This is a genomic window from Streptomyces sp. SAI-127 (genome assembly GCF_029894425.1).
GTDB lineage: Bacteria > Actinomycetota > Actinomycetes > Streptomycetales > Streptomycetaceae > Streptomyces.
Genome location: NZ_JARXYJ010000001.1, coordinates 5,305,544 through 5,318,849, shown reverse-complemented (window position 1 = coordinate 5,318,849; position 13,306 = coordinate 5,305,544). Strand labels below are relative to the sequence as shown.

The following is a 13,306-nucleotide window of genomic DNA, read 5'->3' as shown; positions in this document are numbered from 1 at the left end:
AAACATCCGGGCCAAAATCATTCGCGTGATTCACGTCTCTCCCGGCACCCTGGCAGGATGAACGAGAACAAGCCACGCGAGAGTGACGAGAGACGCACCGTGAAGGTCTCGAAGTACCTCTCCAAGCATCTGCGCCACCAGCCCGAGCGCATCGGGCTCACGCTCGACGAGGCCGGCTGGGTCGAGATCGACGCACTGATCGCGGCGGCCACCGAGCACGGCTTCCGCTTCACCCGGGACGAGCTGGACCACGTGGTCGCCGCCAACGACAAACAGCGCTTCGCGATCGACGGCACCCGCATCCGCGCCAGCCAGGGCCACAGCATCGACGTCGACCTCGGCCTGCCGCCGGCGACTCCGCCGCCGTACCTCTACCACGGCACGGTGGCGCGCTACTTGGACGCGATCCGCGCCGAGGGACTGCGCCCCATGAACCGGCACGACGTACACCTCTCGCCCGACCGCGAGACCGCGACCCGGGTCGGCGCCCGCCGCGGCCGCCCCGTCGTGCTCTCCGTGGACGCGGAAGCCATGCACCGTGACGGCCACGTCTTCCACGTCAGCGCGAACGGCGTGTGGCTGACCCAGGCCGTGCCACCGCGCTACCTGCGGTTTTCCGAGCAGCACTGAGCCTCGGCGGGAGATGATCGACGCCATGGACCACGGCATGGACCACCTCCCCACCACCGAGGCCGCCGTCACCGCACTCCGCGCCCTCGCCGCCACGTACGGGCTCGGGATCGAGGTGACCCACGACATCGGCGCCGACCAGACCTCCCGCCGCAGCGCCGCGGGCGTCGGCGTCACCACCGACCCGGACGGCACCCTGCCCCACGAGGCCTACGTCGAGCTCGGCGGCCGGCCCCAGGTGGACGTGCGGTTGTTCCCGGACGACGACGCCCTGATCACCGTCGACGGAGTCGAGTGCCCCGACATCGCCCGCGACGATGTTCCCGCGTTCCTCCGCGCCCTCTACGAAGGCCACGCCTGGGTGAAGGTGCGCCGCTTTCCGCCCAGCCACTTCCTGATGGTGCCGCTGCCGGGCGACCGCGTGCACAAGGAGTTCATCTCAGTCGGACTCAGCCCCTGGCTCAGCAGCCGCACACAGTGACCGTGAGTCGCTGTTTCACGTGAAACACGGCTCGGCACATACGCTCGGACACATGAGTCTGCGCCTGAGCACCGTGATCCTCCCCTACCGCCGCTGGAACGAGGGGAGCCGCGAGGCATGGCAGCGCGCGGACCAGCTCGGCTTCCACACTGGATACACCTACGACCACCTGTCCTGGCGCACCTTCCGCGACGGCCCCTGGTTCGGTGCCCTGCCCACGCTGACCGGTGCCGCGGGCGTCACCGACCGGCTGCGCCTGGGCACCCTGGTGACCTCGCCGAACTTCCGGCACCCGGTGAACCTCGCCAAGGAACTGATCACCCTCGACGACATCTCCGGCGGCCGCGTCACCCTCGGTATCGGCGCGGGCGGCACCGGCTTCGACGCCACCGCGCTCGGCCAGGATCCGTGGAGCCCGCGCGAGCGTGCCGACCGGCTCGCCGAGTTCGTCCCGCTGCTCGACCGCCTGCTCTGCGAGGACTCGGTGTCCTACGAGGGGGACTTCTACTCGGCGCACGAGGCCCACAACATCCCCGGCTGTGTCCAGCGGCCCAGGCTGCCCTTCGCCGTGGCCGCCACCGGTCCCCGCGGCCTGCGGCTCGCCGCACGCCACGGGCAGGCGTGGGTGACCACCGGCGACCCGAAGCTGTACGAGAACGGCACGCCCGAGCAGTCCCTCCAGGCCCTCCGCGGCCAGGTCGAGAAGCTCACCGACGCCTGCGTGTCACTCGGCCGGGACGTGAACTCGCTCGACAAGATCCTGCTCACCGGCTTCACCCCGGATCGCGGGCGCCCGCTGGAGTCCCTCGACGCCTTCGTCGACTTCGCGGGCCGCCACCGGGAGCTCGGCTTCACGGAGCTCGTAATCCACTGGCCGATCCCCGACTCGGACTTCGCCGCCGACGAGAAGGTCTTCGAGCAGATCGCCATGGAGGCACCGGCACAGCTGGGCTGAGGCGGCAGCACCGGGGCCGGTGGGGTCCGCTCCTGGGTCATCTATGTCTCACCTGTGCGGGCACCCGTCCGGTCGTGCAGGCATATGCGGGAGAATGAGCGGGTGACCTCAGCTACTCGACAGCCCGAGACCCCGGCCGCCGACATACCTCCGCGCCTGATTGCCACCGATCTCGACGGCACTCTGCTGCGCGACGACAAGTCGGTGTCCCCGCGCACGGTCGCGGCTCTCGCCGCCGCCGAGGAGGCGGGCATCGAGGTCTTCTTCGTCACCGGCCGCCCGGCCCGCTGGATGGACGTCGTCAGCGACCACGTCCACGGCCACGGCCTCGCCATCTGCGGCAACGGCGCCGCGGTGGTCGACCTGCACGGCGGCCCCGGCGCCCACCGGTTCGTGAAGGTGCGCGAGCTGGCCCGGGAGAACGCGCTGGACGCCGTACGGCTGCTGAGGGAGGCGGCTCCGGGCACGGTGTACGCAGTGGAGCAGACGTACGGCTTCTACCAGGAGCCGGACTATCCCAAGCTGCACATGGAGATCCCCGACAACCTCGCACCGGCCGAGGCTCTGCTGGCCGAGGACGGTCCCGGTGCCGCCGAACCGGTGCTGAAGATCCTCGCCTACCACCCCTCGGTCGACCCGGACGCCTTCCTGACCCTCTCGCGCCTCGCCATCGGTGACCGCGCCAACGTCACCCGGTCCAGCCCCAGCGCCCTGCTGGAGATCAGCGGACCCGGCGTCTCCAAGGCCAGCACGCTCGCCCTGTGCTGCGCCGAGCGCGGAATCTCGCACGAGCAGGTCGTCGCGTTCGGGGACATGCCCAACGACGTCGAGATGCTGACCTGGGCCGGACAGTCGTACGCGATGGGCAACGCCCACCCGGACGTGATCGCCGCGGCCTCGGGGCGGACCGTCGCCAACAACGACGACGGGGTGGCCGTCGTGATCGAGAGGATGCTGGAACGGCTGTAGGGGGCCGCTGCGGCTCAGCCGAACCACGCAGGCACGTCGGCGAGGCCTCAGCGTGCCGCCACCAGCAACTCCGACTCCGCCTCCCGCTCGGCCATTCCCCGCAACGGCCCCTCCACGCCCGCCAGCTCCGCGTAGGGACCCCTCTGCACAACCTGTCCCTCATCGAGTACGACCACCTCGTCCACCGACTCGAGTCCTGCCAGCCGGTGCGTGATAAGGAGTGTCGTACGGCCCTCGGTGGCGGCCAGCAGATCGGCGGTGAGCGCGTCGGCGGTGGGCAGGTCGAGATGCTCGGCGGGCTCGTCCAGGACTAGGACCGGGAAGTCGGCGAGCAATGCCCGGGCCAGCGCGAGCCGCTGCCGCTGACCGCCGGACAGCCACGCCCCGTGCTCGCCGACCAGGGTGTCGAGCCCGTCGGGCAGGCTCTCGGCCCAGTCGAGCAGACGGGCCCGACTCAGCGCGTCCCGCAGCTCGTCCTCGGTCGCGTCCTTCTTGGCGAGGAGCAGGTTCTCGCGCACCGAGCTGTCGAAGAGATGCGCGTCCTGCGCGCACAACCCCACCAGCCGCCGTACATCGTCGCTGTGCAGCGCGTAGGCGTCCACGCCGCCCAGGGTGTACGTGCCGGCGTCCGCGTCCAGGAAGCGCAGCAGCACATGCGCGAGCGTGGTCTTGCCGGAGCCTGATGCGCCGACAACGGCGATCCTCCGGCCCTCCGCCAGGCTCAGATCGAGGCCCGTGAGCGCGTCCCGGTCCTGGCCCTCGTGCCGAGTGGTCAGCCCCTTGAGGACGACCGGGAACGGCGAAGCGGGCGCCTGCCGAGCGAACTCCGGTTCCCGTACGGGCTCGGGCGCGTCCAGCACCTCATGAACGCGCTCCGCGCTCCTGCGCACCCGCTGCCGGTACTGCACGGCGAGCGGCAGCCCGAGCACGGCCTCGAAGGCTGCCAGCGGGGTGAGCACAACCACAGCCATGGCGACCCCGCCGAGCCGCCCGGAGGCGACCGCCTGGGCGCCGACGAGGGCGGTGACGGTGACGGTCAGGCCGCAGATCAGGGCGGTGAGTCCGTCACCGAGGGCGGTGGCGGTGGCGGCGCGGGAGGCGATCCGGGTGAGAACGCCGTCCGCCCGCCGTGCATCGGCGGTACGGGCGGGCAGAGCACCGGCGACGGTCAACTCCGCGGTCCCGGTGAGGAGATCGGTCACCCGCGTCGCCAGCTCCCCGCGGGCGGGGGCCAGCCGGCGTTCGGCGCGGCGAGCCACGGCTGCGGTGATGAGCGGGACACCGACACCGGCGGCCAGCAGGCCCGCGGCGAGCGCGGCCCCTGCCTCGGGCAGCAACCAGGCCGTGAAGCCCACGGAGGCCGTGGACACCACGAGGGCGGCACCGGCGGGCAACAGCCAGCGCAGCCAGTAGTCCTGGAGGGCGTCCACGTCGGAGACGAGCCGTGAGAGCAGATCACCCCGGCGGACCGTGCGCAGACCGGCAGGCGCCAGTCGCTCCAGGCGCCGGTACACGGCGACCCGGGTGTCGGCGAGCATCCGCAACACGGCGTCGTGCGACACCAGGCGCTCCGCGTACCGGAACACGGCCCGGCCGATCCCGAAGGCCCTGGTCGCCGTCACGGCCACCATCAGATACAGCACGGGCGGCTGCTGCGAGGCCCGCGAGATCAGCCACCCGGAGGTGGCCATCAGCCCCACGGCACTGCCGAGCGCGAGGCTTCCGAGCAGCAGCGCGAGCGCGAGTCGGCCTCGTCGGGGGCCGGACATGGCGCGGATTCGGGAGAGAACGCTGCGTCCCTCTGCCGGCGGCTCGATCGTCCCGGGCTCGGCCGAAGCAGGGCTGCCGTCCTCGACCGTACGTGCCGCGGACGGCCTGGCCATGGCCTCCACCGGAGCCTGTGCCGCCGGCTCCGCCAGCCGCACCACCCGGTCCGCCACCCCCAGCAGCGCCGGCCGGTGCACCACCAGCAGCACCGTGCGCCCGGCCGCGAGTCGCCGTACCGCCGCCACGACCTCCGCCTCGGTGGCTCCGTCGAGCGCCGCCGTCGGCTCGTCGAGGAGCAGTACCGGCCGATCCGCGAGGAACGCCCGGGCCAGCGCGAGCCGTTGCCGCTGCCCGGCGGACAGTCCGGCCCCGTCCTCACCGAGCACGGTGTCAGCACCCAGGGGCAGCGCGTCGATGAACTCCAGCGCCCCCGCGTCCCCCAACGCCCTTCGTACGGCGGCCTCGTCGGCGTCGGACCGGGCCAGCCGTACGTTCTCGGCGATCGTCCCGGCGAACAACTGCGGCCGCTGAGGCACCCACGCGATGCGCGACCGCCACTCCTCCAGGTCGACCTCGGCGAGATCGGCTCCCCCGATCCGCACGCGCCCCTCGGCCGGCCGCACGAACCCCAGCAGGACGTTCAGCAGCGTCGACTTGCCCGCGCCGCTGGGCCCGACCAACGCGACCGTCTCCCCGGGCGCGACCTCGAAGGACACGTCCGCGACGGCGTCATCCGAACGCCCTGGATACGTGACCGTGACCTGCTCGAAGGCCAGCGCACCGGCGGGAACCGCAGCGGTACCCGACCTCGGCACCGGCGTCTCCAGCACCGAGAAGATCTCCTCGGCTGCGGCCACCCCCTCCGCCGCCGCGTGATACTGCGCGCCGACCTGCCGAAGGGGCAGATATGCCTCGGGGGCCAGGATGAGGATGACCAAGCCGTCGTACAGGTGCATCTCGCCGTGGACGAGCCGCATCCCGATCGTCACGGCGACCAGCGCCACCGAGAGCGTCGACAGCAGTTCCAGGGCGAAGGAGGAGATGAAGGCGATCCGCAGCGTCCGCATGGTCGCCTGCCGGTATTCGCCGGTGATGCGTCGAATCGACTCGGCCTGTGCCTTCGCCCGGCCGAACACCTTCAGCGTGGGAAGGCCCGCGACGACGTCCAGGAAGTGCCCCGACAACCGGGACAACAGCTGCCACTGACGGTCCATCCGGGACTGAGTGGCCCAGCCGATCAGGACCATGAAGACGGGGATGAGGGGCAGGGTCCCGACGATGATGGCCGCCGAGACCCAGTCCTCGGTAACGATCCGCGCCAGCACCGCCACCGGCACGACCACCGCCAGTCCCAGTTGCGGGAGGTAGCGCGAGAAGTAGTCGTCGAGGGCGTCGACTCCCCTGGTGGCGAGGGCGACCAGCGACCCGGTCCGCTGCCCGCTCAGCCACCCGGGCCCGAGCGTCGTGGCCCGCTCCAGCAGCCGCCCCCGCAGTTCCGACTTCACTGCGGCACTCGCGCGGTGCGCCGCGAGTTCGGTGAGCCAGGAGACGAGCCCGCGACCGACAGCGACGGCCGCCAACAGCAGCAGGGGAGTGCGGAGTTCTGCGACCGCCAGACCATGCTGGAAGGCGCCGACCACGACTTCGGCGACGAGCATCGCCTGGGCGATGACCAGCAGGGCACCGAGGCCACCCAGGCCGACCACGGCCACCAGGAAGAGGCGGGTGGCCCGGGCGTATCGGAGTAGACGCGGGTCGATCGGTTTCACGTGAAACACACCCTCTTCTCAAGGGGCATGTTTCACGTGAAACATGCCCACCTCGGGCTCAGTGCGCGGCTTCGGCGATGTGCTGCGTGCCGATCCGCTTGCGGAACACCCAGTACGTCCAGCCCTGGTAGAGCATCACCATCGGCGTGGCGATGCCCGCGCACCAGGTCATGATCTTCAGGGTGTACGGGCTCGACGAGGCGTTGGTGACCGTCAGACTCCAGTCCGCGTTGAGCGACGACGGCATGACGTTCGGGAAGAGCGTCAGGAAGAGCATGGCCACGGCGGCCACGATGGTGACGCCCGACAGGGCGAACGACCAGCCCTCACGCCCGGCCTGGTTGGCCACCAGTGCGGCAACCAGGGCGGCCACGGCGACCACCAGCGCGACCAGGCTCTTGGCGTCGCCGCTGTCGACCTGCGTCCAGAGCAGGAAGATCAGCGCCAGCGCGGCCGAGACGAGGCCGACCCTGGTCGCCAGCTTCCGCGCCCGTTCCCGGATCTCCCCGACGGTCTTCAGGGCCGTGAAGACCGTTCCGTGGAAGGTGAACAGCGTCAGCGTCACCAGTCCGCCAAGTAGGGCATACGGGTTGAACAGGTCCCAGAGGGTGCCGACGTACTCGAAGTGCTGGTCGATCTTCACCCCGTGCACGATGTTGCCGAAGGCCACGCCCCACAGGAACGCCGGGATGAGCGAGGTCCAGAAGATCGCGGTCTCCCAGTTGCGCTGCCACTTCTCCTCGGGCCGCTTGGCCCGGTACTCGAAGGCGACCCCGCGGACGATCAGGCAGACCAGGATGACCAGCAGCGGCAGATAGAAGCCGGAGAAAAGCGTGGCGTACCAGTCGGGGAAGGCGGCGAAGGTCGCACCACCCGCCGTCAGCAGCCACACCTCGTTGCCGTCCCAGACGGGACCGATGGTGTTGATCAGGACACGCTTCTCGGCCCGGTCGCGGGCGAGCAGCTTGGTGAGGACACCGACCCCGAAGTCGAAGCCCTCCAGGAAGAAGTAGCCGGTCCACAGGACGGCGATGAGCACGAACCAGACGTCGTGAAGTTCCATGACTCGATCTCCCTCGGCCTAGTACGAGAAGGCCATCGGCTTGTCGGCGTCACGAGTGTCGCCGCCGATCTTCGTGGGCGGGTTGAGGTCGGCCTCGGTGAGTTCGGGCGGCCCGGCCTTCACGTACTTCACGAGCAGCTTGACCTCGACGACGGCGAGGATCGCGTACAGGGTCGTGAAGACGAGCATCGAGATGAGCACCTCGGCCTGGGAGACGCTGGGCGAGACCGCGTGCCGGGTCTGCAGGACGCCGTAGACGACCCACGGCTGGCGGCCCATTTCGGTGAAGATCCAGCCCCAGGAGTTGGCGATCAGCGGGAAGCCAAGGGTCCAGATCGCCACGAGCCAGTAGAGCCTGCCGAGCTTGGGGCTGAGGGCCTTGTTCTTGAAGAGGACCAGATGCGGAACCTCGTCCTCGCCGACGCGCAGGTGCTGCGGGAGCATGAACTTCTTGCGGGTCAGCCAGAGTCCGGCGAGGCCGATGGCGAAGGACGTCATGCCGAAGCCGATCATCCAGCGGAACGCCCAGAAGGTGACCGGGATGTTGGGCCGGTAGTCGCCCGGTCCGTACTTCTGCTGCTCGGCCTTGTTGACGTCGTTGATGCCGGGGACGAACGAGGTGAAGTCGTCGTCGGCGAGGAAGGACAGCAGGCCGGGGATCTCGATGGCCACGGTGTTGTGGCCCTTCTCCACGTCGCCGTAGGCGAAGATCGAGAAGGGTGCCGAGTCCTGGCCGTCCCACAGGGCCTCGGCGGCCGCCATCTTCATCGGTTGCTGCTTGAACATGACCTTGCCGAGGGTGTCACCGCTGATCGCGGTGAGCATGCCGGCGATGACCACGGTGACCAGGCCGAGGCGCAGCGAGGTCTTCATCACGGCGATGTGCTTCTTGCGGAACAGATGGAAGGCCGCGATGCCCACCATGAAGGCGCCGCCGGTCAGGAAGGTGGCCGACATCGTGTGGAAGACCTGGGTGAGCGCGGTGTTCTGGGTCAGCACCGCCCAGAAGTCGGTGAGTTCGGCGCGGCCCTTCTCCTTGTTGATCCGGTAGCCGACGGGGTGCTGCATCCACGAGTTGGCCGCGAGGATGAAGTACGCCGACAGGATCGTGCCGATCGAGACCATCCAGATGCAGGCCAGGTGGATCTTCTTGGGCAGTTTGTCCCAGCCGAAGATCCACAGGCCGATGAAGGTGGACTCGAAGAAGAAGGCGATCAGGGCCTCGAAGGCGAGCGGGGCGCCGAAGACATCGCCGACGAAGCGCGAGTAGTCGGACCAGTTCATGCCGAACTGGAACTCCTGCACGATGCCGGTGACCACACCCATCGCGATGTTGATCAGGAAGAGCTTGCCCCAGAACTTGGTGGCCCTGAGGTACTTCTCATTCTCCGTACGCACCCAAGCGGTCTGGAGGCCGGCCGTGAGGGCGGCCAGGGAGATCGTCAGGGGGACGAACAGGAAGTGGTAGACGGTGGTGATGCCGAACTGCCAGCGCGCCAGGGTCTCCGGCGCCAGAGCCAGGTCCACGTCGCCGCTCCTTACCTCACAGGCTTGTGGAACATATGCGTGCAAAATGAGCGCTTGTGAAAGCGTTCACATTCACAAGCAAGTATGACGCATGGCAGTTCGACACGGGACGGGCGGGGGGTCCCTGGGAGGGTCCGATAGGTCACATCTGGGAGGGACCGGTCGGCCCTGGCACACGGGGCGTCGGGGTTTCACGTGAAACCCCGACGCCCCGTAGACACGCACCGTCCCGTCACAGCTCCTTGCGGAAGCCCTCCGCCACCTTCAGGAAGATGTCGTTCGCCTCGGTCTCCCCGACCGTCACCCGCACGCCCTCTCCCGGGAACGGCCGTACGACCACGCCGTGCTGCTCGCACGCCGCCGCGAAGTCGGCCGTGCGCTCCCCCAGCCGCAGCCACACGAAGTTGGCCTGGGTCTCGGGCACCGTCCAGCCCTGGGCTCGCAGTCCCTCCACCACGCGGTTGCGCTCACAGACCAGCGAGCCGACCCGGCCCAGGAGTTCGTCCTCGGCCCGCAGCGAGGCGATCGCCGCCTCCTGTGCGACCTGGCTCACCCCGAAGGGCACCGCGGTCTTGCGCAGCGCCGCGGCCACCGGCTCGTGGGCGATCGCGAAGCCGACCCTGAGGCCCGCGAGGCCGTACGCCTTGGAGAAGGTACGCAGCACACAGACGTTCGGCCGCGTGCGGTACAGCTCCACGCCGTCCGGCACCTCGGGGTCACGGATGAACTCGCGGTAGGCCTCGTCGAGCACCACCAGCACGTCACTCGGCACCCGGTCGAGGAACCGTTCCAGCTCGGCCCGCTTCACGACCGTGCCCGTCGGGTTGTTCGGGTTGCAGACGAAGATCAGCCGGGTCCGCTCGGTGATCGCTTCGGCCATCGCGTCCAGGTCGTGCACGTCGCCCGCCGTCAGCGGCACCTGCACCGAGGTGGCACCGCTGATCTGCGTGATGATCGGGTACGCCTCGAAGGACCGCCAGGCGTAGATCACCTCATCGCCCGGTCCCGAGGTCGCCTGGATGAGCTGCTGGGCGACGCCGACGGAGCCGGTGCCGGTGGCCAGATGGGAGAGCGGGACGCCGAAACGCTCGGACAGCTCGTTCATCAGACCTGTGCAGGCCATGTCCGGGTAGCGGTTGAAGGAGGAGACGGCGGCCGTCACGGTCTCCAGCACGCCCGGCAGCGGCGGATAGGGGTTCTCGTTGGAGGACAGTTTGTAGGCCACCGGACCGCCGGCAGCGGCGGGCTTGCCCGGCTTGTACGTGGGAATACCCTCCAGCTCGGCGCGCAGCTTGGGGCTCGTCTCGCTCACCGCAGTCCTCCTCATGACCACCGCCTCATGGCGTCCGACTCCGGCAGTCGGCATCCAATACTGCTCACCCTATGAGGATTGGGCGCCGCTGCGTACAGGTCAGAGCGAACCTCATCAGCCCCACAGGCATCAGGGGCATCACCGTACGAAGGCAGACGAATCAGGGGGCGCGGTCACATATATCTATGCGCCGGTGGCTCGCGCCGTGGCGCGCGTCACCCGTGAAGGTGAGTTGAGACCTCTTCGAAACATCGGGGACTTGGCAGGCCCATGCGTGCCGACAAGTTACGTAGTGCCATTGGATCGTTTAACTGGCTCTGTTTCAAAGGTAGTTGACGCCAGATGACCTTGCAGAAACGTGCCTGTCAACGCGTGCATATGCGTCCGCCCTACCCCACCGCATGAGCCCTACTATCGGCTCGCCATGACAGCAGCAGGGAAGCACCAGGTGAGCCGCGCGGAAACCTCCCGTCGAGGCAGCCGGCCGGGCCGGGCGGGCATCAGAGACGTGGCCGCCGCCGCCGGAGTCTCCATCACGACCGTCTCCGACGCCCTGAACGGCAAGGGCAGGCTCCCGGACGCCACCCGCCGCCATGTCAGGGAGGTCGCAGACCGGCTGGGCTACCGGCCCTCAGCCGCGGCCAGAACCCTCCGTACGGGCAAGTCGGGACTCATCGGCCTGACCGTGACTACGTACGGGGATGAACCTTTCACCTTCACCGAGTTCGCGTACTTCGCCGAGATGGCGCGGGCGGCCACCTCCGCCGCGCTCGCCCGCGGCTACGCCCTCGTCATCCTGCCCGCGACCTCGCGCCACGACGTGTGGTCGAACGTCGCCCTGGACGGCACCGTGGTCATCGACCCGTCCGACCAGGACCCGGTCGTCAGCGAGTTGGTCCGGCAGGGGCTACCGGTGGTCTCCGACGGCCGCCCGGCCGGCACGCTCCCGGTCACCGCCTGGGTCGACAACGACCACGAGGCCGCCGTCCTCGGCATCCTCGACCATCTGGCCGACGCCGGCGCCCGCCGCATCGGGCTGCTGACGGGGACGACGACGGACACGTACACCCATCTGTCGACCACCGCGTATCTGCGTTGGTGCGAGCGGGTCGGGCAGGACCCGGTGTACGAGGCCTATCCCGCGCACGATCCGTGTGCGGGCGCCGTCGCAGCCGACCGGCTGCTCGCCCGCCCGGACCGGCCGGACGCCGTCTACGGCCTGTTCGACCCGAACGGCACCGACCTGCTGGCCGCCGCCCGCCGCTACGGTCTGCGCGTCCCCGACGATCTGCTGATCGTCTGCTGCAGCGAGTCCACCGTGTACGCCAGCACCGAGCCGCCCGTCACCACGCTCTCCCTCAAGCCGCGCCGCATCGGCACAGCCGTGGTCCAGCTCCTCATCGACGCCATCGAGGGGGTCGAATCGGACCAACCGGTCGAGCAGGTGATACCGACCGAACTGATCGTGCGTACCTCCTCCCAGCGGCGTGCCCCGCGCACGACGGTCAGCTCGCCGCGGTCGCCCGAGGAGAAGTAGCAGGAAGCGGCCGGGCGAGGGTCCAAGCCCGGCCCAATCGGGGCGAATGCCGCGGTGAACAGGAGTCTTGCTCCGATTCACTACCCCTGGGTCATCACATGGCGCGATCCGCATTCCTATGATGGGCCCACGACACCGCGGGCCGCTGCGACCAGGCAGTCCGAAGCGGTGCAGATGCGGCGCGATGGTGGAGGGGTCTGATGACTCAGGGGGCCGGTCAGGGACCCGAGGTGGAGCGCACGGCGGTGCTGCGCGACTTCCGGGTGCCCGCGTACGTCAACGAGACCGGTCCGTACGGCCACAGCACGCACCCCGGTGACGTCGTCCCGGCCGACGAGGAGGCCTACCCGGAGGGGTACACCCCCACCGAGCAGGACCTGCCCGTCATCAGCCACGGTGACGAGCTCCAGGCGGCCACCGACCCCGCGGCACAGGCGGTGGACGGTCCCGGTCCGCTGTTCGTCGTCGGCGACGTCCATGGCTACCTCGACGAACTGATGTCCGCGCTCCAGGAGAAGGGCCTCGTCGACACGGCGGGCAACTGGTGCGCGGGCACCGCCCGGCTGTGGTTCCTCGGCGACTTCACCGACCGTGGGCCCGACGGCATCGGCGTCATCGATCTCGTGATGCGGCTGTCCGCGGAGGCCGCCGCGGCCGGCGGCTACTGCAAGGCCCTCATGGGCAACCACGAACTGCTGCTGCTCGGCGCCAAGCGGTTCGGCGACACGCCCGTCAACTCCGGCGCCGGCACCGCCACCTTCCAGGCGGCCTGGCTACTCAACGGCGGACAGAAGACCGACATGGACCGCCTCCAGGACCACCATCTGCAGTGGATGGCACGGCTGGACGCCGTCGAGGAGGTCGACGGACATCTGCTCGTCCACTCCGACACCACCGCCTATCTCGACTACGGCGACTCGATCGAGGCGGTCAACGACACCATCCGCGAGACCCTCACGCGCAACGACGCGGACGAGGTGTGGGATCTGTTCCGCAAGTTGACCAAGCGCTTCTCCTTCCGCGACGAGGGCGGCGCCGGCCATGTGCGCTCGCTGCTCGATACGTACGGCGGCACCCGCATCGTTCACGGCCACAGCCCGATCCCCTATCTGCTCGGCGAAGTGGGTTCCGAGGACGATGAGGACGAATCCGGTCCGGTGGTCGAGGGACCGCACGTCTACGCCGACGGACTGGCCATCGCGATGGACGGCGGGGTGACCATGGCCGGAAAACTGCTGGTCCAGCAACTGCCCCTGGATATCTGAACGTTCGCGGGGCAGTAGTTCCCGCAGGACG

General features: G+C 69.4%; 10 protein-coding genes. 6 read left to right on the top strand and 4 right to left on the bottom strand.

Annotated elements, in window-relative coordinates; all coding sequences use genetic code 11:
- Window positions 1-57: 57 nt before the first annotated feature.
- The 4 genes from M2157_RS24330 to M2157_RS24315 all read left to right on the top strand — a co-directional run bounded on the left by M2157_RS24330 (window position 58) and on the right by M2157_RS24315 (window position 3,035).
- Window positions 58-630, top strand: coding sequence for an RNA 2'-phosphotransferase (locus tag M2157_RS24330; RefSeq protein WP_280866200.1), 573 nt, complete (start codon window positions 58-60; stop codon window positions 628-630).
- Between the two features lie 25 nt (window positions 631-655).
- Window positions 656-1,111 carry a hypothetical protein gene (locus M2157_RS24325; RefSeq protein WP_280866199.1) on the top strand — a complete coding sequence of 152 codons (456 nt, stop codon included), beginning with the start codon at window positions 656-658 and terminating at the stop codon, window positions 1,109-1,111.
- A gap of 52 nt (window positions 1,112-1,163) precedes the next feature.
- Window positions 1,164-2,066, top strand: coding sequence for an LLM class flavin-dependent oxidoreductase (locus tag M2157_RS24320; RefSeq protein WP_280866198.1), 903 nt, complete (start codon window positions 1,164-1,166; stop codon window positions 2,064-2,066).
- Window positions 2,067-2,150: 84 nt separating this feature from the next.
- Complete coding sequence (locus M2157_RS24315) at window positions 2,151-3,035, top strand: HAD hydrolase family protein (protein ID WP_280858820.1); 885 nt, start codon at window positions 2,151-2,153, stop codon at window positions 3,033-3,035.
- 47 nt (window positions 3,036-3,082) lie between these two features.
- Here the strand turns inward: M2157_RS24315 and cydD are convergent, their stop codons facing one another.
- From cydD to hisC, 4 genes are all read right to left on the bottom strand, one after another.
- A complete protein-coding gene (cydD, locus tag M2157_RS24310; protein WP_280866197.1) occupies window positions 3,083-6,571 on the bottom strand; it encodes a thiol reductant ABC exporter subunit CydD in 3,489 nt (1,162 codons plus the stop codon).
- A 58-nt stretch (window positions 6,572-6,629) separates the two neighbouring features.
- Window positions 6,630-7,634 carry a cytochrome d ubiquinol oxidase subunit II gene (gene cydB / locus M2157_RS24305; RefSeq protein ID WP_280858822.1) on the bottom strand — a complete coding sequence of 335 codons (1,005 nt, stop codon included), beginning with the start codon at window positions 7,632-7,634 and terminating at the stop codon, window positions 6,630-6,632.
- Window positions 7,635-7,652: 18 nt separating this feature from the next.
- On the bottom strand, window positions 7,653-9,161 hold the full coding sequence (locus tag M2157_RS24300) for a cytochrome ubiquinol oxidase subunit I (RefSeq protein WP_280858823.1): 1,509 nt from the start codon (window positions 9,159-9,161) through the stop codon (window positions 7,653-7,655).
- Between the two features lie 232 nt (window positions 9,162-9,393).
- On the bottom strand, window positions 9,394-10,473 hold the full coding sequence (gene hisC, locus M2157_RS24295) for a histidinol-phosphate transaminase (protein ID WP_280866196.1): 1,080 nt from the start codon (window positions 10,471-10,473) through the stop codon (window positions 9,394-9,396).
- 424 nt (window positions 10,474-10,897) lie between these two features.
- Between hisC and M2157_RS24290 the strand changes: the two genes are divergently transcribed.
- Complete coding sequence (locus M2157_RS24290; RefSeq protein WP_266516850.1) at window positions 10,898-12,010, top strand: LacI family DNA-binding transcriptional regulator; 1,113 nt, start codon at window positions 10,898-10,900, stop codon at window positions 12,008-12,010.
- Window positions 12,011-12,210: 200 nt separating this feature from the next.
- Entirely contained in the window at window positions 12,211-13,275 is a 1,065-nt protein-coding gene (locus M2157_RS24285; RefSeq protein ID WP_280866195.1) for a metallophosphoesterase, read from the top strand.
- The last annotated feature ends 31 nt before the right edge of the window (window positions 13,276-13,306 follow it).

Coding starts and splice junctions, on each gene's coding strand:
- M2157_RS24330 (WP_280866200.1), top strand. CDS start 58: ATGAACGAGAACAAGCCACGCGAGAGTGACGAGAGACGCACCGTGAAG.
- M2157_RS24325 (WP_280866199.1), top strand. CDS start 656: ATGGACCACGGCATGGACCACCTCCCCACCACCGAGGCCGCCGTCACC.
- M2157_RS24320 (WP_280866198.1), top strand. CDS start 1,164: ATGAGTCTGCGCCTGAGCACCGTGATCCTCCCCTACCGCCGCTGGAAC.
- M2157_RS24315 (WP_280858820.1), top strand. CDS start 2,151: ATGCGGGAGAATGAGCGGGTGACCTCAGCTACTCGACAGCCCGAGACC.
- cydB (WP_280858822.1), bottom strand. CDS start 7,634: ATGGAACTTCACGACGTCTGGTTCGTGCTCATCGCCGTCCTGTGGACC.
- M2157_RS24290 (WP_266516850.1), top strand. CDS start 10,898: ATGACAGCAGCAGGGAAGCACCAGGTGAGCCGCGCGGAAACCTCCCGT.
- M2157_RS24285 (WP_280866195.1), top strand. CDS start 12,211: ATGACTCAGGGGGCCGGTCAGGGACCCGAGGTGGAGCGCACGGCGGTG.